The sequence below is a fragment of the Roseofilum reptotaenium CS-1145 genome, from assembly GCF_028330985.1.
Taxonomy (GTDB): domain Bacteria; phylum Cyanobacteriota; class Cyanobacteriia; order Cyanobacteriales; family Desertifilaceae; genus Roseofilum; species Roseofilum reptotaenium.
Window position 1 is genome coordinate 59,171 of the sequence record NZ_JAQMUE010000021.1, and the last position, 21,845, is coordinate 81,015.

A 21,845-nucleotide genomic window follows, 5' to 3' on the forward strand; every position below is an offset into this window, starting at 1 on the left:
GTTTACCGTTGTTTTAGTACGACCAAAGTAATATCATCAAAGACTTTTTGTTGCCCAATAAACTGGCGTACCTCTTCAATAATCAAGTCACGAATTTGCATCGCTGAATGTTGCCGATACTGTTGTGCTAATTGAGTTAATCGCTCTAACCCATACAGCTCATTCTCCATATTTTCCGCTTCTATAATGCCATCCGTGTATAAGAGAACAATATCATCTCGATTTAAGATAATCTCTTGTTGAGCAACAAATTCACCAATCTCCAATTCCAAACCAATAGGAAACCCTAAATCTAGGGTATCGATCAATTCCAGTTCTCCATCGGCTCGAACCACGATAATGTCTTCGTGTTGACCACTAACCTGAATCACGCCACATTCGTAATTTAGAATAGCTAAACTCATATTTTTGTCAGAGTTCATGCGTTGCAAGTTTTGATATAAGGTTTGATTAACTATTTCTAAAAAATGAATCGTATTGGTTTCCTGGATGTTTTCTAGAGTGCGAATAACCGTTTGCGCCATTAACATTAACACTCCACTTTCTAAACCATGACCGGTTACGTCTCCGATACTAATTTTGATGCGATTGCCTTGCTTTAATACATCATAATAATCCCCTCCAACTTCATCCGCAGGCTCCATAAATCCGGCAATATCCAAGTTTTCCACTACTTCTAATTCAGTTTTCTTAGGTAACACCATCTGTTGAATTTTTCTGGCAACATCCACTTCTGAACTCAAACGGAGATTTTCGGAAGTTAATTGTTCATTTAATGTTTTAATTTCTGCGTTAGCTAAAGCCAGTTCAGCAGTTCGCGTTTCTACTTTTTCCTCTAAATTACGGTATAAATACGCATTTTCTAGGGCGATCGCCGCTTGTCCTGAAAGAACCTGTAGTGTATTTACTCTATCATCAGTAAAAGCCCCTACCGTTAAGTTGTTCTCCAGATAAACCATACTAATTAATTTACCCTGATTGACTAAGGGAATACAGAGAATTGATTGAGGTTGATTGATTTTAATATAAGTATCTCGAGTAAAGTTACCAGAATGAGAAGCATCATTTAAAACTAAATTTTCCTGCGTTCTAGCAACATAGTTCACGATCGCATGACAAACCGTATTAGACTCTGCTACGGGTTGATTCTGAAGGGCTATAATCTCCTCAGAATCAACACTTCCTGATGCTTCAATCACTAAATCATCTTCATTAACAACGATCAAACATCCAGTTTGTGCCCCCGCATTTTGCAGGATAATATGCATTAACTCTACTAGCAATCTATCTAAGACAATTTGTCCAGAAATAACTCGATTAGCTTTAAAGATTGTATCAAAGTCTAAGACCTGTCCGTAAGTTTCGGTAGTATCTCTTGAGGTAATGTTGTGGGAAGGAGAGCTATTGTACAGCGTGGGGAAATCGTTCTCGAGGGCAGCGATTTTTGCCAAGGCTCCCCAGCGATCGTAACCATAGATCGCATCGAGCAAATACTGCTGGGCAATTTTTTCCCGTCCCAAGGTCCGATAAAACTCAGAGGCACGTTCGGCTGCAATGCCCGTCTCTGCCAAAAAGCCGTTGGACTGGGCAGTGGCGATCGCGCGATCGTAATAGTCCATTGCCTCTAGCGCTCGCCCTTGAATGCGTGCCTGTTCGGCTAAGATCAATTCGTGCTTGCTTTGATAATTGTGAGGGGCGTGACTCGCCCAGTTAGCGATTTGAGCCGTATTGGTTTGAATGGACTCCCAAGTCGTTGTCTGTTCTTCTGGCGGTAAACCTGAATAAATGGCTAACTGCACCAAAGTTTCATAAAAAACATAGCCTCCAGCGAGCATAGAAGCATAGGCTGATGTTTGGTATTGGGATGCGATCGCCATCTTGGCCTTAGCAGTTTGCCAATCTTTCATCAGGTAAGCCAGCATCACCTCAGCAAAATAGACAAAAAACAGCAACATGCGATTTTGCGAGGCTTCGAGGTATCCTACCTCCTCACGGCTGAGATATTCCCCCTCAAGGATCTGCACATCTGGTACTTTGCCTCGCAAGTTTTGGGTCAACTGCCGCCAAGTTTTGGCAGGATACCAGCCATGCTCCTGTTTCGTTTTTGCCAGCAGTTCCACATAAGTCTGTTGCGCCACCTCCACATCCGGGAGTCTCATCCCCGTGAGCATCATGTAGCCGCACGACCACATCGCACAATAGGCTGCATAAACCAAATCTCCAGTTTCGAGACCCATATTTACTTTCTGCTCTAGGGACTTAATCGTCCGGTGATGTGCTTCTTTCCAATGTCCCACGAAGGAGCTAAAGAGCATATGAACTTTGCACTTGAGAGTAGCAGAAGGATATTGCTCCAGGATACGCATAGAAATTTGTCCGGATTGATAGCCCAAGGCAATGTCATTGAGGGGCCCGCAAAGGATCAGACCATACATCCCATAGGCATATGCTGCCAGCGAGGAGTGACCAAATTCCAAACAGAGGTTCACCATCTCGAAGACAGTAAAGAGCAACAGATCCGGGCGGGCTTGGTAAATGGGGCCAGAAATAATACTTAGAATTTGAAGTACGGCTAATTGCTGGCGTTCGCACATTTCAGGATAATCCGCCAATTCATCCAACTGGGGCAGGGGTCTCGCTAATTGCAACTTTGCCAGATTGGTCTCCAGAGGGTAGCCCAATAATTCCAACACTGGCAGTGCAGTCTCGATCGCCTCCAGCATCTGGTTTTGGGCAATGAAAAACTGGATTTTAACCTCGTAAATTTTGACTTGATCAAGCAGAGTTCGGGAGCGATCGAGAACGATCTCCGAAAGGGCTTGTGCAGTTTCAAACTGTATTAGCAGATATTCTACTTCAACCGCTTCGGTATAGAGTTGCAAGGTCAAGTCGTACTCACTTTGCCACGCATCCTCTGGCAGCAAGTTCCGTCCTGTCGTGAGATATTCGATCGCCGAGTCATAGGCTGTGGCAGCTTTAGCCTTGCATCCGGTCTGCAAGTTGAGTTGCGCCAAATCGAGCCGCTCGCTGGGTTCGACAATCAGAGCAGCGCCGATATTAAGCGGGTTAACAATGTCAAAGACACGCTCGTCTAACTCTTCTGGCAAAATGCTTTGCCAAAGTAAGCGACCCACCTTGAGATGAACCTGTTGCTTTTCTGCCTCGGGAATCAGAGAATAGGCTGCCTGTTGAACGCGATCGTGCAAAAACTTGTAGTCAATTTGTAAAGTTTCGCAGTCCTCGACGACTTGCGGAATTTTATAGGTATCGCTCAAGGGAACGACTAATCCAGACTGAAGTGCTGCCCACAAATCGGCAGCAACGATCTGGGCGGGTTGTTCACTGACAATTGCCAGTATTTTCAAATCGAACCGATTGCCCACGCAGGCCGCCAACTGCAAAACCTTTTGTGTAGCTGTGGGTAATTTTTGGATTTCCTCCACCATCAAATCCACAACATTTTCGGTAATTTCAATATCGAGTAAATGTTTTGTGCTCCATTGCCATTCACCCATTTGTAGATTAAATTTAATGACTTCTTCAACATAGAGGTATTTAAAAAGCCGCGTTAAGAAAAAGGGATTACCTTGGGTTTTCCGGACGAGTAATTGGGTGAGGGTTTCAATTTCGGATCGCTCCATCTGTAGAGTATCGCCGACCAACTCAGTAATGTGGGTCGGGTTTAGCGCTTTGAGAACGATGGTTTCTAGGGCTGTCCCCCTCTCCTGAATCTCCTCGAGCATTCGCATTAAGGGATGGGTTGCACTCACCTCGTTGTCCCGATAAGCGCCCAACATCAGTAGATATTGCCCGTCAGAATCCGTAACGAGTAGTTCAATTAATTGCAACGATGCGACATCTGCCCATTGCAAGTCATCCAAAAACATGACAAGAGGATGCTGTTTGCGAGTAAATACGCCAATAAACGCCCGAAAAACGAGATTAAAGCGGTTCTGGGCTTCAGAAGCAGACAAGATCGGCAAAGCTGGTTGGGGGCCGACGATGGACTCCACTTCCGGAATCACATCCACGATCGCTTGACCATTTTTCCCCAGGGCAGTTGTTAGTTTTTCGCGCCAAGTGGCAACTTGCTGATCCGTTTCTGCGAGCAGTTGGCGCACCAGTTCTCGAAAGGCTTGAATCAACGAAGAATAGGGCTTATTGCGCTGCAACTGGTCGAACTTGCCGCTAATGAAATAGCCTCGCTGCCTTACAATGGGCTTGTGAACCTCATTGATCAGGGCAGATTTGCCAATTCCCGAATAGCCTGCCACCAGCATCATTTCGGTAGTACCTTGGCTAACGCGATCGAAGGCCGCCAGCAATTGCCGCACTTCTGATTCGCGACCGTAGAGCTTTTGCGGGATCGAGAAGGTTCCTCGTCGGTCTTGTTGAGCTAGTATAAAGGGGCGCACGGTTTGACTTTCCCGCCATTGCTGCCAGCAGATTTCCAGATCCGCTTTGATGCCATAGGCACTCTGATATCGATCTTCAGCAGTTTTGGCCATGAGTTTTGCGATCGCACCCGAAAGGATTTCGGGAATTTGAGGATTTACACTATTAAGGGGCTGGGGAGTTTTGGCCAGATGGCAATGTATCAGTTCCATCGGATCGTTGGATTTGAAGGGAAGCTGTCCCGCAAGCAGTTCGTAAAGGGTAATCCCCAAGGAATAAAAATCGGTGCGATAATCGATCGCCCGGTTCATCCGACCCGTTTGTTCGGGAGAGATATGGGTGAGGGTTCCTTCGAGAAGATTGGAATTGCTTATAGTCGCCGATTCCTTAGACAAGCGCGAGGCAATGGAAAAATCAGTCAGTTTTAACTGTTGGGTTTCTGGGTTAAAGATAATATTTTCGGGTTTAATATCTTTATGAATCACTCGTTTTTGATGGAGATGTCCCAAAGTTTCTGCCAGTTGCCGTCCGACCCAGAGAACGCATTCGACAGATAGCGGTTTCTCGTGCGACCAATAAGTAAGATCTCGCCCACCAAAATCTTCCCATACTAAAATTGGTTTTTCCTGAAATTCATCTAAAGTAAGGGGAGCGACGATCCCGGAAATATCCAGGTGTCGAGCGATATCGTACTCGTGCTTGAGTCTGGCAATATCCACCGTAGAAGGATAATTTTTCCGGATGGTTTTGAGAATCACTGGAGTACCATCGGTTTGCGTGACTGCCCGATAGACAATTGTATTCACATTTTCCGACAGTGTAGCCAAGATTTGATACTGCGACAGCTTGAGCATGATTCAATATGGAAGGATATAAAAAATCAGAGGAATAATAGATAGATAAAGCAAGTCACGATCGCGCGGCAGGAAAGATCCAATTCTGCTCTAATGTATCTATAATGGTAAATCCAATCCCACCGCAACACCCCCTATAAACCGGTTATACTCCGAGCTTTTTCAATCAAGCTCGGAGCATATAATCCACTAACGCAACCAAGGACACAATTGTTGGAGCCACCTCCATATCTGCAAAAGCAAAATCTCTAGAATTCCCAAAAATAAAACCAAGGGAAACAAAGGCTTGAGATACCAAGGGAGTTTGCCACTCCACGGCAGGCCCTTTTGGTAGCGTTGGCGATCTGACCAGCGATGCAATGAATAAATGATAGGTTGACGGAGATTCCAAACTTTACAGTAGGGGACTTTTGCCTCTGAAGCATCGATAATAGAGTTGACGGCGTAGCGAGCAGCTTCGTTTGCGCCTTCCATCGTTGCCAGATCGACATTCGTTCGCACATAGTCCGAAGCGAGGAATAGGTTAGGGATTTGGCTGTAAGACAAGGGACGCAGACTCCAATTATCGATCGCATTGACCATGAGGGGTTCGCTGTTGATGTTGGCGGAGGAACCATGGCGCAGGCGGCTGTAATAGCACAGGGTTTCGTTGCCGGGTTGCGGAGGAGTACAGGAGATCGGACTAGCTCCCGGACAGTCCTTAGGTCGAGGAATGGGTCCGACAAAACCTTTGGCAACTAACGCATTCACTTCCAAGCGCGCTCCATATTGGTCGATCTCGAGATGATTGGCAATTTCTTCAAGAGTGACGGAATCGCGCTCGTGCTGGTGAATCCACAAAAAGAGTGCTTTAAAAGAATTCGGAAGATAGAGATTTAATACTTCTTCTAATTTTTCTGGATTATCAACCCAGTCAGAACTATGGGTAATATCGGGGTCGAGAAACCAAGAGAGCAGGTATTCATCCTTAAGAATGGGTTTGCCGTCTTTCTTGAGAGAGTGTTTCATTTCTTCCCAAATTTCGGTTTTGATTTGCTCTGGAGAAGCAACTTGGGCGGGCTTGTTGTCCCTGAGGTAAAGGCTGCAAGAACCAGAGTCCACCTTAACTTCATTCGTGTTGGGATTGATGGAGTATCCCCAATCGGAGGCGATTGCAGAGATAATCCCCCTCACCTTGCCATCCCCAAATCCTTCCATGGGAAATTCCTCTTTATTCCAAACTGCTTGTTGGGAAATGGAAGTCAAAGACCAAGGCGTACCTACATACAGAATGTGTCCCTTTAGGTCAACAACATCTCGATCCAGATAAAATTGAATGCCGTTCATCCAAGCCGTACTCGTTCCTAGGGATTTAATCGTTGCCAGAGCCTCATCGCCGTCGAGGATTTCCTCCGAGAGCAAGCCAGCCATCATCTCGACCGGAACTGCGGCGAGATAGTAGTCGGCGGTAATGTGCTTGTCTGTTTTCGTTGCCAAATCGGTCACCATCGCCCCTCTGACTTGCGTCTTTCCGTTTTCGCCCTTGGCAACTTCAATGCTACGCAGGCGATGGCGTAGGTAGTAGTTCACTCCTTTGGAGCGCAAATAGTCGAGCCAAGGGTTTATCCACACATCATTGGTTGGACCGTTGAGGACGAGATCAGCGCCATTTGTGCGGGTAAAGCCAAAAAGGAATTGAATGTAGATTTCCCCTGCCGTTTTTGTATTAGCCAATTTGGGGCGGGACGCTACTAAGCTAGTGGTTAAACCCTGTGCCAATAACTCTTGATAGGCTTCGGACATCTTTTCTGCCTCAATGTAGTCCCACCAACTGATTTTCTCGTATTCTCCAATAAACCTTTCTTGGCAAGAGGTCATCAACTGCCAAGTGCGAGCTGCAAAAAAATTCACCTCGTTCGTCGGGATTTGTTCTTGGGTGATGGCTTTGATAATTAACTTGAGATCCTTAATCAAATCCCAACAGGAGCGAGGGAACCTTGCGGGCAACTTAATTAAGTTCTTACCTATACGTCCAAGGGCGAGATAGGGGAGAGATACTAGGTTGTCAAAAACACCTCGGCGATTATTCTTGTAAGGAATGCGCTTCATCGTATCAGTCACATTTCTGTAGAAGCCCGGAAAGAAACGAAATCCATGCTCCCCCGGCAGGTTTTTTTTCCCGGGAGCAGCACTATGGGGAACGTTGATGCTCCGGGCTTTCCCTCCCGGAATTTCTCTAAGTTCGTAGACTTCAACCTCAAATCCCCGCTCAATTAATTCCTGAGCAGCACTCATTCCAGCAACTCCACCACCAAAGATCGCTACTTTAGCCATACTAGTTTTCACTCCACTGTTCACAATACCTTTAAATCATTGTATATTTTAGACTTAGACTACTCAGTGCTTAATCAAACTTAAGGTTTTGTTCCAATTCTAACATGGATTGTTAAGTGATAGACCGATTTCCGGATTGGATTGCAAAACGCTGTAAGCTATGCTAAAAGAGTCACGACATTGTTGATAACGCTTATGCACAGATTTTTGTCTGGGCCGTTAACCGTTGAGACTCTGACAGTTACTGTCAAGGACTTACCCCCACAGTTACAAGGACTGAAAATCACCCAATTATCTGATTTTCATTATGATGGAGTGGAACTTTCTGAGGAACTGTTAACCGAAGCGATTCGCACAAGCAATCGCATCAATCCCGATCTGGTGGTCTTGACAGGGGATTTTGTCATCCATAAACCCGATCCCATTCATGCTTTAGTCAAACGCTTGAAACGGCTAGAGTCTCGGCGAGGGATTTATGCCGTTTTGGGAAACCACGATCTTTATTATCCGACTACTCAATTTATCATTACTGAAGCTTTAACTAAAATTGGGATTCAGGTTTTGTGGAATCAGGTCATTTATCCTCTCGGAAAAGGATTAGCCTTGGTGGGATTGCCAGATTTTTGGTCGCCCGAATTCAATCCAGCTTCAGTGTTAGACCATCTCGAGCCAAAATTACCGCGCATTGTGCTGTCTCATCAACCGGATAGTGCGGAAGTCTTGCAACAATGGCGTGTGGATTTACAGTTATCCGGTCATACCCATGGGGGGCAAATTGTGTTACCTCAATTGGGGCCATTAATCGCTTATCAAGATCGAGTGATTAGGGTAACACCTAAGTGGTTACGGGAGTATATCCCTTTACTGCAACGAAAGTGCGATCGCGTCGTTAAGCATTGGGAATGGTCGGCTGGATTGTACCAAGTTAATCACAATCGCCTTTATGTGAATCGAGGATTGGGGACTTATCCCCCTGGTCGGTTATTTTGTCCTCCAGAATTAACTGTGATTACGTTAGTTTAAATAAAAATGATCAAACTTTATGATTTTTTGCCCTCCGGCAATGGCTACAAAGTCCGTCTGTGTCTCACTCAGTTAGGACGAGAATTTGAGCGCATTGAAGTGAATATTCTTAAAGGTGAAAGTCGCAGGGTTGAGTTTTTGCTAAAAAATCCGAATGGACGCATACCGGTGATTGAAGTTGATCCAGATTTTTTTTTGTTTGAATCCAATGCAATTTTGATCTATCTTAGTCAAGGAACGAATCTATATCCCGATAGTTCATGGGAGCAAGCACAGGTGTTGCAGTGGATGTTTTTTGAACAGTACAGCCATGAACCTTATATTGCTACACCTCGCTATGGGATTTCGATCTTAGGCAAAGAACAGGAATATCAGGAAGCCATCACACAAAAACGCCAGGGAGGATATGCGGCGTTAGAGGTAATGGAAAATCATTTAAGGATTCATGATTTTTTTGTCGAAAATCGCTATACGGTGGCTGATATTGCCCTATTTGCCTATACCCATGTTGCGCCTGAAGGAGGTTATGATTTAAGTGGTTTTGGAGCGATTCAAAATTAGATCTCTAGAATTGAAGAGCAACCGGGATTTATCCCGTTAATGTTTGATGGATTTTAGGGTTCCTCTATTTAAGCAGAATTTCTCAATGTTCGAGGTTTGATACAAGAGGGATATGGGAATTCAATACGGTAATCTAACTCTATATGGAATATCTCAACAAGAATTAATCAACTATTTGTCTGAAATTAGTGAAGAAGCTTATGTCTCTTCAACTTTCGATAGAGTGACAATTCTGTACGCTTCATATTTTGAAAATGATTTAGGTCGAAAACAAAATTTAAAGTTTAAAAACCTAGATACAAATTGGAAAAAGATATTTAAGCAATACCACTATAGTTCGTTAGCACCATTAGTGTTTTTTGCATTTCACCTTTCAAAGTTTTTTCATGTTCGGCTCTTGGTGTCTTTGTTTATGACGGTAGCTGCTTTTGGTATTGTCTTTATCAAAAAGGATTAATACTCGATGAGTATACAACTTGTGGAGGAAATCGTTGGCAAATAGGTCAAGGTATGCTTTTGCATGAATTCGGGAATCAGATTAAAGGAGGAGATGCGAAAAAATTATGTAAAGCTTTTGAAAAAGAGAAACTTATTAGTGAAGTTAACACTATTTTAACAAAGCCAGATGGAAATAACTGTAAACGATTAGACAGTTTTGATGGGTCTCGCTATGATGCTCTACTTCAAGTAGAAAACTATGATTCTCCTACTACTCGACATGAAGCCTTAGCAAGAGTTTTAGGTATTTGTCCTGGTTTGGTGGTGGGATTAAACTATTCAGCTATTGAATCAGGAGAACTAGCAGACTTTTTGGATGATTTTGAGTATTATGAAAATAATGGAACTATCTCTTTTGAAGAATTTGATTTAAAGTTCAAAAAAATATTGAATTAACCAATATTTTTTTGTCTTGTATTTGTTCAAATATTTCAATTACTTCACAATAGGTAAAATAATAAATCTGCAAATTTGCCCTCGTAAATCACTCCCACTCAAGTTAACTCCACTCAAATTTAAGGAATGGAGATCGATTTCTTGCAAATCTAATCCACCAAAATCTCGTTCACCCTGATGATATCGTTGATGTAATTCCTCTCGATTCATGGTGCAATCCACTCATCGTTATTCACTGTAATATTGATATTGCCAATGGATACGAGGATGCAGAAGTCTCTGTACCGGTTCCCCTCCCTGAAGATGGGATTCAACAATCTCAGATACATCTTCCGGTTTTACCCGACAATACCAAGTTTCATCTGGTAAAACCCGCACCGTTGGAGCCAGATTACATTGTCCTTGACACCCAACAGCTTCTACTTTAACGGTTTCACTCGCATACCCTTCAAAAGCAGCTAAAACCTCAGCCGATCCTTGCCTAGTACAAGATTCATGTTGACAAAGCCAAACATACCGACAATTCACCTCTTCTGGAGAATTTTCTGACCCCTTACCCATTGCCTATTGCCTTTCAATGATGAATATCCAAGGATAAGACATATTGACCTAAATTGAGGCGCTCGCACCACAGTTCATACTCAATTCTCAAGTGTTCAGGTTGGGAATACCCCGTTAAAATCAAACTGTGAGTAAAATTGCGTAAGCGCATCTGTCCTACCTCATGGGCAGACTCTCCGGAGAGCCAATATCGAGATAATCCATACATGCCCTGTTCCCAGAAATGGCGATAACTCAATTTGCCATTTCCCTGCATTGTCATCACTACCCGATGAGCAGAAATCTCTAACCATAATAATCGCGGTGGCCCGGCTAAGGGAATGGTTGGATCAATCTCTGGGTTACGGTCGTAGAGTCCGGGTTCATTGAGTAACAGATGAAAGCGGTCTCGGTCTTTACGGTATAACGTAGCGGCAGTTTCCACAAACGAATAAATAGGAAGATCCGTCGAGGAAAAAGACAGACTAACAGGTTTGCGGTGGTTTTTGAGCATATCACATGAAGAGAGAACAACAATTGACAGATTCAGAAGTGAACCCCTACCAGCCTGTAACACCATAGGGTATGATTGCGCTACAGAGTCTTAATTTTCACTTATTTTTAGTTTATCTCCATGACCGCCCCGATTGTTACCCTAAATTTAATTGGCCCTAATGAAGATTTGATCATTCAACCCCCAAAAACTGGGGTAGCGCTACAGGGCAAGATTCAAGTGCCTGGAGATAAATCGATTTCCCATCGATCGCTGATGTTAGGGAGTTTAGCCCAAGGAGAAACAACGATCGCCGGATTGCTCATTGGAGAAGACCCCCAGAGTACCGCCGCCTGTTTCCGAGCCATGGGCGTAAATATTACAAAACTTAACTCCGAAGAAGTTAAAGTTAACGGTTTAGGACTCGGAGCACTACAGGAGCCAACTGATATTTTAGATTGTGGCAACTCTGGAACCACAATGCGCCTGATGTTGGGAATTTTAGCCTCCCATAAAGACCGCTTGTTTAGTGTAACGGGAGATCATTCCTTACGATCGCGTCCCATGTCCAGAGTGATTAACCCCCTAAAACAAATGGGCGCTCAAATTTGGGGACGTAAAAACCACACCCTTGCTCCTCTAGCTGTGCAAGGCACCCAACTCCAACCCATTCATTACCATTCCCCTATTGCCTCAGCCCAGGTCAAATCCTGTATTCTCCTGGCAGGACTGATGGCAGAAGGAGAAACCACGGTCACCGAACCCGCCCTATCTAGAGACCATAGCGAACGGATGTTAGCCGCTTTTGGCGCAACGGTGAAAACAGACCCCCAAACCCATTCGGTTACTGTTGTAGGGCCAGCTCAATTATCCGGTCAATCCATTATTATTCCTGGAGATATTAGTTCGGCAGCCTTTTGGTTAGTTGCAGGAGCCATCATTCCCGATAGCGACCTGATCGTTGAAAATGTTGGTATCAATCCTACCCGCACTGGAGTATTAGAAGTCTTAGAGCAAATGGGAGCCGATATTGAATTTCTCAATCAAAGAATAGTGACGGGTGAACCCGTAGCCGATTTACGAGTAAAATCGAGCCGTCTGCACGGATGCGAATTTGGCGGTGACGTAATTCCCCGCTTAATTGACGAAATTCCCATCTTAGCGGTCGCTGCTGCCTTTGCGGAAGGAAAAACCGTGATTAAAGACGCGGCAGAATTACGGGTTAAAGAAAGCGATCGCCTGGCCGTTATGGCCTCCGAACTGAGCCGTATGGGAGCCAACATTACCGAACACCCCGACGGCTTAGAAATTATTGGCTCTACCCCCCTCAAAGGAGCAGAAGTTGACAGCTATACCGACCACCGGATCGCCATGAGTTTGGCGATCGCCGCCCTCAATGCCCAAGGAAAAACCACCATTCATCGCGCCCAAGCAGCCGCCATTTCCTACCCCAGCTTTACCCCTACCCTAGAAGGACTGTTAATTGAGGGATAGTCGATCAATAAGATTGCAAGCCTGCCAACTCTCAACTATTCACTATCAACTATCCTGAGATAGAATGCACTATAGTAACCCTAATTCATGTTGCCTTAAAGCCCCAGTTTAAAATCCATCCCAGAGATTTCCTGAACATCAGCTATTTTCAACCACGGGGTTTTTCAGTTAAGCTCTGGATAACCTGATGTGTCGCTGCTCGCGAATGGACAGTTCAAATCCTACTCTAGAGTTATTCAAAGTATTTGTTGAACAAACCCCTGCCGCTGTGGCTTTGTTCGACCAAGAAATGCGTTATTTACTCACCAGCGATCGCTGGCTGAGTGAATATGGTCTTAGGGATATCCCCCTAAACAACCTCACCTTCTATGACACCTTTCCCCATTGCCCAGAACAATGGAAACCCATTCATACAGAATGCTTATTAGGAAACTATGAAGGGTGTGAAGAACATTATTTTTTCGGAGAAGATGGAAAACTGCAATGGGTCGAATGGGATATTCGACCCTGGCATAATTCTTCCGGAGAAATTAATGGTCTCATCATGTTCACCCAAAATATTACTAAACGTAAACGAGCAGAGGCGGCTTGGATGAAAATTGAGAATCGGTTTAACAAACTTACAGCTAATGTCCCTGGAATTATCTGTCAACTCCTTCTTAAACCCGAACACCCCATCCAATTCACTTATGTTAGTCCAGGTTGCACCAAAATCTGTGAGCTTGATCCAGATGCCCTTGAGCAACATCCCCTTCTGTTTCAGGAATTAATCCATCCGGATGATTTATCAGAATACAAAGCTTCTATCACAACAGCGATTCAAAACCGATCGGCCTGGTCTTGGGAAGGCCGAATTATTACCACATCAGGTCAAATTAAATGGCTCGCTTGCTCCACTTCCCCCCCAGATACTCAAAACTCGCTAGAACAACAATTTTTAGACGATCTACCCTATAACTTTACTCCCAATGAACTGCTCCTAGATGGCCTATTTATTGAAGTTACTGAACGCAAACAGGCAGAACTAAGCCTTCTACAACAGGAAACCCAGTTAAGGGCCCTGTTTAAAGCCATGACTGATTTGATCCTCGTCCTCGATCGAGAAGGTCACATCCTAGAAGTTGCCCCAACCAACTGTAACCTCTTTACTCAAGACCGGCTTGAACTCTATGGCATGAAAATCAGCGATCTCATGCCTGACGAAAATGCCCATCGCCTACTTGCCAATCTTCGTCGTTCCTTAGAAACCCAAAAAACGATTGATGTAGAATACTCGATGACCCTAAATGACCAAATTTTTTGGTTAGCGGCCAAAGTCTCTCCCTTAGATATGGATACTGTGGTTTGGGTTGCCCGTGATATTACCCGTCGCAAAGAATCAGAGGGAAAATTAGAGCAATATCGAGATACCTTAGAAGATCGAGTTGAACAAAGAACCGCTGAACTAGCAGCAGAAGTTGAAGAACGTCAACAAGTGGAACAGTCCCTACGCCAGCATGTACAAATGCTGGATTTAGCCAATGATTCCATTATGATTCTGGGCTTAGAGGGAACGATTAAATATTGGAATCATGGGGCCCATAAGCTCTATGGTTGGACCAAACAACAAGCGATTAATCAGAATATTCATAGTCTCTTACAAACGGAATTTAGTATCCCTTTACCGACTATTCACAAAATTTTGCGAGAACAAGGGTATTGGGAAGGAGAATTACAACAAACCAAGCGTGATGGAACTCCAGTAACTGTTGCCAGTCGATGGACGCTTCAGCGAGATAGACAGGGCCGTCCAGCCGCCCTGTTAGAAATTAATAATGATATTACTTATCGCTTTGAAACTGAGATGGCCTTACGCAAAAGCGAGGAACTCTATCGCACATTGGCTCAAAATTTTCCGGATGGTGCAGTGGTCTTATTCGATCTCGACCTCCGGTTTACCCTGGCAGAAGGCCGAGAATTAGGGAAGTTACGATTAGCTAAAGACAAATTAGAAGGGGAAACTCCCGCAGACATCTTTCCTCAATCGGTCAGTCAATTGATGGAATATCATTACCAAAATGCGTTAGCGGGAGAAACGGAACACTTTGAAATTTCTTTGGGGGAAAACTTTTATTTAATTCAGACCCTACCGGTTAGAAATGATGACGGATATATTATGGCGGGTATGGCTTTAATGCAGAATATTACTCAGCGTAAGCGCTCTGAAGAAGCCATTCGTAAAAGTGAAACTCGCTATCGAGAAATGGCCCAACGGGAGGAGTTGATTAACCGTTTGGCTTCTCAAGTCCGTAATTCTTTGAATCTTGACCAGATTTTGGACATAGCGGTGGTCGAAATTCAGAATTTGTTACAGGTGGATCAGTGTTTATTTAGTTGGTATCAGTCCCAGGGAGAAGACACACTACAAACTCCAGAATTTTCTCCCTATGGATATGTAAATGTGGTCAAAGAGGCAAAAACGGAAACTTTACCAACCGCATTGGGGTGTTTTCCAGTAGCTGCTGACGATCCGCTGTTGAATAATTTACTTAATCTAGAAATGCTCCAAGTGGATGATGTCTTCAGTCATGAAGACCCAGGAATTCATCAGCTTTATGAAAGTCGAGGATATCGGGCGATCCTTTTTTTACCGATTAAAACGGCTTATGGCGAGTTAGGATGTGTCAGTTGTGCCCATTTTGATGGCCCCCGTCGATGGACAGAGGATGAAGTAGAATTATTACAAACTGTCACGGATCAGTTGGCGATCGCGATTAGCCAAGCTGAACTCTATCGTCAGGCGACTGTAGCGGCGGAAAACGCCGATCGCAAAGCCAAAGAACTTGAAGAAACCCTCAGACAACTGCAACGTACCCAATCCCAACTGATTCAAAGCGAAAAACTCTCTAGTCTTGGTCAAATGGTTGCCGGTGTTGCCCATGAAATTAATAATCCCGTCAACTTTATTTATGGTAATTTAGTTCCGGCAAGAGATTATACGGCTGATATTCTCGGACTCTTACAACTCTATCAGGAAACCTTTCGCGATCCACCAGAACCAATAGAAGAAGAAATTGAAGCGATCGATCTAGAATTTATTAGTGAAGATTTACCCCGACTCCTAGACTCGATGCAAGTGGGAGCAGAACGGATTCGGGAAATTGTCCTATCTCTGCGTAACTTCTCCCGATTGGATGAAGCAGAAATGAAAAAGGTTGATCTCCATGAAGGCATTGATAGCACCTTAATGATTCTCCAAAATCGGTTAAAAGCCAAAGGCGATCGCCCAGGGGTAGAAGTAAGCAAATATTATGGTAAATTACCCAAGATTTTCTGCTATCCAGGACAACTTAATCAAGTATTTATGAACTTGTTTAGTAATGCGATTGATGCCTTGGAAGAGTCTAATATAGCTGAACCCAAAATCACAATTACGACTGAATTAATCGACAATAACCAAGCTGTCGTCAAACTAAAGGATAATGGACCAGGAATTGGCGAAAAAGTTCGTCAACGGTTGTTTGACCCCTTCTTTACGACCAAACCTGTGGGTAAAGGAACCGGCTTAGGATTAGCTATTAGTTATCAAATTATTGTGGAAAAACATCAAGGACAACTCAGTTGTGTTTCTGAATTGGGTCAGGGCGCAACCTTTGTGATTCAAATTCCCGCAGTTTCCCATTAGAGTAGGGAATAGGGAAAACCAGGTTTTCCCTATTCCCTAATTCCTTAATTTCTTAATTCCCTATTCTCCTATGACTCTACGGTGGAACTCCTTTTCAAGTTTGCTCAGTACAACGCTGTTCGTTGCCCTGAACTGGGGATGTACTCCCCAAATCCCTCAAGACTCCTCTGCTCCTCCTGCTGCAGAAACCATGCCCTTTGTGGCAGTCACTCAGATTGTAGAACATCCGGCTCTAGATGCTACCCGTGATGGCATACAGGATGAGTTAAAAGCAGCCGGATATACGGCTGGAGGAACCCTAACCTGGAAGTGGGAGAGCGCCCAAGGCTCACCGGCAACTGCCGCCCAAATTGCGTCTGCGTTTGTAGCAGAAAAACCGGATGTCATTGTGGCGATCGCCACTCCATCCGCCCAAGCAGCCGTTTCTGCCAGTACCGATATTCCTGTAATTTTCAGTGCGGTCACCGATCCAGTCGCAGCCAAATTAGTGGAAAACCTCGATCAACCTGGTGGTCTAGTCACGGGAGTGAGCGACCTATCTCCTGTCGATCGCCATGTGTCCTTAATGCAAGAAATTAATCCTAATCTGAAGACAATTGGTGTAATTTATAATGCCGGAGAAGCCAACGCCGTTTCCTTAGTCAATTTACTCAAAGACCAAGCCCAAATTAAAGGATTATCCGTCGAAGAAGCCACCGTTGCCAATTCCAGTGGTGTAGTCACTGCTGCCCAAAATTTGGTTGGGAAAGCCGATGTAATTTATGTGCCCACGGATAATACGGTGGTTTCAGCTCTAGAATCAGTGATTCAAGTGGGGATTGATAATAAAATTGGCATTTATTCTGGAGATACTGCTTCTGTAAAGCGGGGGACAATCGCCAGCTTAGGATTTGATTATTATGATGTTGGCCGACAAACCGGCAAACAAGTCATCCGTATTTTGGAAGGAGAATCCCCTGGTAATATCTCTGTAGAATCCGTCGATACCCTAAAACTGTATGTTAACCCCAAAGCTGCCGAAGCCATGGGTGTAACCCTTCCCGCGTCAGTCCTCGATCAGGCGGATACGGTAGTAGATTAGGGGAATCGAGCGGATTGTCTATTGCCTATTCCCCATTGCACGAAGCTCTGTAATTTTAATTGTTGCTTATGACTGCCCTCTTAGGAGCCATTGAACTGGGTTTACTCTATAGTCTCGTCGGTTTAGGCGTGTATCTATCCTTTCGTGTCCTTGACTTTCCCGATTTAACCGTCGATGGCAGTTTTCCCCTTGGAGGTGCTGTAGCTGCCACCTTAATCGTCAATGGAATGCATCCGATCATTGCCACAGCAGTGGCGATCGCTGCTGGGGCACTTTCAGGAGCTTGCACTGCCTGGCTAACCGTACAATTCAAGATCCTCAATCTGCTCTCTAGCATTCTCACCATGATCGCCCTCTATTCCCTCAATCTGCGGATCATGGGTCGCCCCAATGTTCCCCTTTTGGGAGAAACCACCCTCTTTACTCCCCTGAATAGCCTCTCTGTGCCCCGTCAAGTGGTCATTCCCATCATTTTGGTCATCATTGTCATTTTGCTCAAAGTTGGCCTAGATGCCCTCTTAGCAACCCAATGGGGCTTGGCATTGCGGGCAACTGGTGCCAACTCAACCATGGCTCGCGCTCAAGGGGTCGATCCCGGAATGATGATTATTGTGGGTATGGCCTTAAGCAATGCCCTGGTTGCCCTGGCGGGGGCACTCTTTGCCCAAATTTATGGATTTGCCGATGTCACCCTGGGAGTAGGAACTATTGTCCTTGGATTAGCCGCCGTGATTATTGGCGAAACCTTTATCCCTGGAAAAACCATCTTTCAAGGTACATTAAGCGTCATTTTAGGTGCACTGGCGTATCGTTTAGCCATCGCTATTGCCCTGAATGCCAATTTTATGGGACTTCAGGCCCAAGACTTAAATCTAGTTACGGCCTTATTAGTCGCGATCGCCCTCATCTTACCCCAAACCCCCCTTAAAAAATTAACCCTTAAAAATTAAGGGAATCGCAATAATTCAGAGTTCTTCAATTCCCCATCTCCCCATCCTCCCCCTACTCACATAACCGTTCCTTAACCCAAGCTCCTGGGCGATCCCCCTTGCCAACTGCCCGGTTCAGTCAGACACTGGACTAGGAAAGTTATTGGTTTTTGATATAAGAGGGTTTTTTTCGTGAAAAATGTCTTAGGGATTATTCTCGGAGGAGGGGCAGGAACCAGACTGTACCCTTTGACCAAACTACGGGCTAAACCAGCCGTACCTTTAGCTGGTAAATACCGGTTGATTGATATTCCCGTCAGTAACTGTATCAACTCCGAGATTTTCAAAATCTATGTTCTGACTCAATTCAACTCCGCTTCCCTAAACCGCCATGTGACTCGCGCCTATAGCTTTTCTAGCTTCTCGGAAGGCTTTGTAGAAATTCTGGCGGCTCAACAGACGGCGAATGACACTGACAGTTGGTTTGAAGGGACAGCCGATGCGGTGCGTAAATATCTATGGTTAATGCAAGAATGGGATATTGATGAATATTTGATCCTATCGGGAGATCATCTGTACCGTATGGATTATCGGGATTTCATCAACTACCACCGGGAAAGCCAGGCGGATATTACCCTGTCGGTAGTTCCTATTGATGAGGAACGTGCCTCTGATTTTGGGTTAATGAAAATCGATGAGACGGGACGAATCATTGATTTCAGTGAGAAACCCAAGGGAGATGATCTGAAAAAAATGGCGGTGGATACGACCATTTTGGGTCTTTCTCCAGAAGAAGCGAAACAAAAGCCCTATATTGCCTCCATGGGCATTTATGTCTTCAAAAAAGATTTGATGGGCAAACTGCTCACGGAAAATCCGACGCAAAAAGACTTTGGTAAGGAAGTTCTACCTTTTGCTGCGGCTCAGGATTACAGAGTGCAGGCCTACCTGTTCAATGATTATTGGGAAGATATCGGAACGATTAAGGCGTTTTATGAAGCGAACCTGGCGCTAACGGAACAACCGACTCCACCGTTTAGTTTCTATGATGAAACCGCCCCGATTTATAGTCGTTCACGGTTCTTACCTCCTTCTAAGCTATTGGAGGCGAAGGTGACTCAATCGATTGTGGCAGAGGGCTGTATTCTCAAGAATTGTACTATCCATCATTCGGTTTTGGGTGTGCGATCGCGCGTAGAAGCCGATTGTGTGGTCGAAGATTCCATGCTGATGGGTTCAGACTTCTACGAACCGTTTGCTGAACGCCACTCCGGGATTCAGAAAGGAAAGGTTCCAGTGGGAATTGGCGAAGGAAGCACGATCCGAGGGGCAATTATTGATAAGAATGCTCGCATCGGTCGCAATGTCAAAATTATTAATAAAGACCAGGTGGAAGAAGGAAACAATAAAGAGACTGAAAAGCTAGGCTTTTTAATTCGTGGTGGAGTGGTGGTGATTATTAAAAATGCCACTATTCCCGATGGTACAGTGATTTAGTCTACTCAAGATTTAGGGTAATGGAGATCCTCTTTTAATCAAGGATGATGACTGACTCCTGCCGACTGATTCTATTAATTGGTCTTCCAGGTAGCGGGAAGTCTACCCTAGCTCACCAGTTGATGGCGGCTTGGCCGACCTATCGACTGGTTTCTACTGATGCTATTCGGCGGCAATTGTTTGGAAATGCCGCAGTTCAAGGGGATTGGAGATTAATCTGGAATCAAGTCAGGTTACAGTTTCAGTCAGCTCTGCTCGAAGGGGCACCAACGATTTATGATGCAACGAATGCGAAACGAGCCAACCGCCACGACGTGATTCAGCTTGGCCGTGAATTAGGGTTTTCTTCGATTACCGGGATTTGGATTAGAACTAGGTTACAGGAGTGTTTGGCGAGAAATCGATCGCGCGATCGCCAAGTTCCTGAAGAGGTAATCTTAACTATGTACCGCCAGCTTTGGGGTGCGCCTCCGAGTCTGAGTGAGGGTATGAATCATTTGATTTTTTATCAACCCAGGAGGGAACTCTATGATGATTGAGCGGGAGATGCGGAGATTGGTTTGTCGTGTGATTCTTGGGATTTGATACCCTAATTCTTCAGCTAAAGAAGACCAACGTTGAAAGGAGTAAATCCATAAGCAGCCCATGTAAAAATGACTGTGACGTTTTACTTTACGTCAGTTTTCGGCTTACGTTTTTTTGCTATTCGTTGCCTACCACACCTACCAACAGTGGCATTATGTACGAGGAACCTGGCGGCACTGGCAGGGATTTCGGCAAGGCAGCAGGGCAAAGTAGGAAACATCACCTGTGGTTTGAATCTATCTTTGTTGATGGTAATACCAATAGTAGGACTTACGCATTAACACGATCGGTTATATATGGAATCGTTGCATAAGTCCTAATTGGTTTATTTCTGTGCCAGTTGCCACTGCATTAGAGCGTAAGCATCGAGTTCCAGTGTTGATAAAGGTCTTCTGCGTAGAACATAATTTCTTCATTAGGCAGATGAATTTTAGCGTTTTGCCGTGGATACAAACTTTCAAGACATTCAACGTCTTGTTGAACCACAATTGAAGCCATATTGAGTAAGGATTCTTGCATGACTGATTTCAGTGCGCGATCGCTGAATTTTGCATAGAGCACAATAAATGTTTTGGTGGTCGTCTCTGTTTCCGGATAAAGAATATGACCTTGATAGGTTTGAACATCGGGAGAAACCAAGCAAAAGAACTGTGTTGATGGAAATACATACTCTAGAAAATTCTGCATAACCTCTGGAATAGCTCCTAGCATAGGATTTGCAGTAATTTCCTCTGCCGTGTAGTCGTCCTTCTCAGCAGTTTGCGAAACCTTGGCGTAGATGCCCTCTTTAGTCACGAATTTCGACTGACAGGATTTAACTTTAAAAAATTCTCGATGAGTGCCATTTTGATGATCGTGGTCATAGTTAATCATCAGACTACTCAAAAAATCACTTTGAATGCTTCTCTGGGCTGTTACACCTAGAAATTCGTACTCAGAAGCAACCTGTCGGTGCAACTCAGGGACAGGGAGCCGAGGCTCAAAACCACCGTAAGTCCAGATCAAATCGCCATCAATAATTAACTCTAAGGGGTTAGCCAATGGCGCTCGACTCAATTGACCTTCTCGCCACAAGCGACCCGACCCATCGAATTCTACAGCATGAAATGGACAGGCGATCGTATTGCGCTGCTCACAAATCCAGCCATTGGATAAAGGAGCTTGCATATGCGGACAAATGTTATTGAGAGCGAAAACTTCTCCAGAGGAATTCTGCCAAAGGACATAATCTTGGGCATTCAAGGTGACTTTATAGGGGTGATTGATCCCCAGCATGGACTTGTGCGCGATTAGCCAAGGCGCACCAGGAAGAATCGGTTGCATAATGAATTAGCGTAAGTTAAACAGGCGTTTAGTTAATTAAACGTGTGTTTAGTTATGCTGTCAAGTGCTTCTGAGGGAAAACATTGAGCGGGTTCATATTGGGTGCGCTCGCTTTCTCAGCCAATATGAACCTGCCACTCTACAACTCTAGCCGAGTCAGCCAGCAAAGCATCTCGCGCACGGGGACTACTGATGAGAT

General features: G+C 44.6%; 16 protein-coding genes. 10 read left to right on the forward strand and 6 right to left on the reverse strand.

The window, feature by feature from the left end; all coding sequences use genetic code 11:
• Positions 1–2: 2 nt before the first annotated feature.
• Positions 3–5,249, reverse strand: a complete 5,247-nt coding sequence (locus PN466_RS02765; RefSeq protein WP_271936771.1) for an AAA family ATPase — start codon at positions 5,247–5,249, stop codon at positions 3–5.
• A 189-nt stretch (positions 5,250–5,438) separates the two neighbouring features.
• Positions 5,439–7,586: a hydroxysqualene dehydroxylase gene (locus PN466_RS02770; RefSeq protein WP_271936772.1), complete on the reverse strand. Its 2,148-nt coding sequence runs from the start codon at positions 7,584–7,586 to the stop codon at positions 5,439–5,441.
• A 171-nt stretch (positions 7,587–7,757) separates the two neighbouring features.
• Between PN466_RS02770 and PN466_RS02775 the strand changes: the two genes are divergently transcribed.
• From PN466_RS02775 to PN466_RS02790, 4 genes are all read left to right on the forward strand, one after another.
• Complete coding sequence (locus tag PN466_RS02775) at positions 7,758–8,585, forward strand: metallophosphoesterase (RefSeq protein ID WP_271936775.1); 828 nt, start codon at positions 7,758–7,760, stop codon at positions 8,583–8,585.
• Entirely contained in the window at positions 8,586–9,146 is a 561-nt protein-coding gene (locus PN466_RS02780) for a glutathione S-transferase family protein (RefSeq protein WP_390889961.1), read from the forward strand.
• Between the two features lie 112 nt (positions 9,147–9,258).
• Positions 9,259–9,603: a hypothetical protein gene (locus PN466_RS02785; RefSeq protein ID WP_271936778.1), complete on the forward strand. Its 345-nt coding sequence runs from the start codon at positions 9,259–9,261 to the stop codon at positions 9,601–9,603.
• A gap of 53 nt (positions 9,604–9,656) precedes the next feature.
• A complete protein-coding gene (locus PN466_RS02790) occupies positions 9,657–10,040 on the forward strand; it encodes a hypothetical protein (RefSeq protein WP_271936779.1) in 384 nt (127 codons plus the stop codon).
• Between the two features lie 39 nt (positions 10,041–10,079).
• Here PN466_RS02790 and PN466_RS02795 read toward each other — a convergent pair whose 3' ends face one another.
• From PN466_RS02795 to PN466_RS02805, 3 genes are read right to left on the reverse strand one after another with little or no spacing between them, the layout of a single operon-like run.
• Positions 10,080–10,250 (reverse strand): pentapeptide repeat-containing protein, encoded by a 171-nt coding sequence (locus PN466_RS02795; protein WP_271936781.1) that lies wholly within the window; start codon positions 10,248–10,250, stop codon positions 10,080–10,082.
• Between the two features lie 18 nt (positions 10,251–10,268).
• Complete coding sequence (locus tag PN466_RS02800; RefSeq protein ID WP_271936783.1) at positions 10,269–10,601, reverse strand: (2Fe-2S) ferredoxin domain-containing protein; 333 nt, start codon at positions 10,599–10,601, stop codon at positions 10,269–10,271.
• Positions 10,602–10,614: 13 nt separating this feature from the next.
• Positions 10,615–11,094 (reverse strand): hypothetical protein, encoded by a 480-nt coding sequence (locus tag PN466_RS02805; RefSeq protein ID WP_271936785.1) that lies wholly within the window; start codon positions 11,092–11,094, stop codon positions 10,615–10,617.
• A gap of 120 nt (positions 11,095–11,214) precedes the next feature.
• Between PN466_RS02805 and aroA the strand changes: the two genes are divergently transcribed.
• The 6 genes from aroA (at position 11,215) to PN466_RS02835 (ending at position 20,277) form a co-directional block, all read left to right on the forward strand.
• The gene (gene aroA / locus PN466_RS02810; RefSeq protein ID WP_271936787.1) at positions 11,215–12,567 is read left to right on the forward strand and encodes a 3-phosphoshikimate 1-carboxyvinyltransferase; all 1,353 of its coding nucleotides are present in this window, start codon (positions 11,215–11,217) and stop codon (positions 12,565–12,567) included.
• Between the two features lie 205 nt (positions 12,568–12,772).
• Positions 12,773–16,231 (forward strand): PAS domain S-box protein, encoded by a 3,459-nt coding sequence (locus PN466_RS02815; protein ID WP_271936788.1) that lies wholly within the window; start codon positions 12,773–12,775, stop codon positions 16,229–16,231.
• A 100-nt stretch (positions 16,232–16,331) separates the two neighbouring features.
• Entirely contained in the window at positions 16,332–17,312 is a 981-nt protein-coding gene (locus tag PN466_RS02820; protein ID WP_271936789.1) for an ABC transporter substrate-binding protein, read from the forward strand.
• A gap of 62 nt (positions 17,313–17,374) precedes the next feature.
• Positions 17,375–18,262: an ABC transporter permease gene (locus tag PN466_RS02825; RefSeq protein WP_278002966.1), complete on the forward strand. Its 888-nt coding sequence runs from the start codon at positions 17,375–17,377 to the stop codon at positions 18,260–18,262.
• Between the two features lie 171 nt (positions 18,263–18,433).
• Positions 18,434–19,738 (forward strand): glucose-1-phosphate adenylyltransferase, encoded by a 1,305-nt coding sequence (locus tag PN466_RS02830; RefSeq protein WP_271936792.1) that lies wholly within the window; start codon positions 18,434–18,436, stop codon positions 19,736–19,738.
• Between the two features lie 44 nt (positions 19,739–19,782).
• Positions 19,783–20,277, forward strand: a complete 495-nt coding sequence (locus PN466_RS02835) for an AAA family ATPase (RefSeq protein ID WP_271936794.1) — start codon at positions 19,783–19,785, stop codon at positions 20,275–20,277.
• 397 nt (positions 20,278–20,674) lie between these two features.
• Here the strand turns inward: PN466_RS02835 and PN466_RS02840 are convergent, their stop codons facing one another.
• Complete coding sequence (locus PN466_RS02840; protein ID WP_271936795.1) at positions 20,675–21,646, reverse strand: Rieske 2Fe-2S domain-containing protein; 972 nt, start codon at positions 21,644–21,646, stop codon at positions 20,675–20,677.
• Positions 21,647–21,845 lie beyond the last annotated feature (199 nt).

Excerpts from the sequence above, each read along its gene's own strand:
- PN466_RS02765 (WP_271936771.1), bottom strand. The coding sequence starts at position 5,249 with ATGCTCAAGCTGTCGCAGTATCAAATCTTGGCTACACTGTCGGAAAAT.
- PN466_RS02775 (WP_271936775.1), top strand. The coding sequence starts at position 7,758 with ATGCACAGATTTTTGTCTGGGCCGTTAACCGTTGAGACTCTGACAGTT.
- PN466_RS02785 (WP_271936778.1), top strand. The coding sequence starts at position 9,259 with ATGGGAATTCAATACGGTAATCTAACTCTATATGGAATATCTCAACAA.
- PN466_RS02790 (WP_271936779.1), top strand. The coding sequence starts at position 9,657 with ATGCTTTTGCATGAATTCGGGAATCAGATTAAAGGAGGAGATGCGAAA.
- PN466_RS02795 (WP_271936781.1), bottom strand. The coding sequence starts at position 10,250 with ATGAATCGAGAGGAATTACATCAACGATATCATCAGGGTGAACGAGAT.
- PN466_RS02800 (WP_271936783.1), bottom strand. The coding sequence starts at position 10,601 with ATGGGTAAGGGGTCAGAAAATTCTCCAGAAGAGGTGAATTGTCGGTAT.
- PN466_RS02805 (WP_271936785.1), bottom strand. The coding sequence starts at position 11,094 with ATGCTCAAAAACCACCGCAAACCTGTTAGTCTGTCTTTTTCCTCGACG.
- aroA (WP_271936787.1), top strand. The coding sequence starts at position 11,215 with ATGACCGCCCCGATTGTTACCCTAAATTTAATTGGCCCTAATGAAGAT.
- PN466_RS02815 (WP_271936788.1), top strand. The coding sequence starts at position 12,773 with ATGGACAGTTCAAATCCTACTCTAGAGTTATTCAAAGTATTTGTTGAA.
- PN466_RS02835 (WP_271936794.1), top strand. The coding sequence starts at position 19,783 with ATGATGACTGACTCCTGCCGACTGATTCTATTAATTGGTCTTCCAGGT.
- PN466_RS02840 (WP_271936795.1), bottom strand. The coding sequence starts at position 21,646 with ATGCAACCGATTCTTCCTGGTGCGCCTTGGCTAATCGCGCACAAGTCC.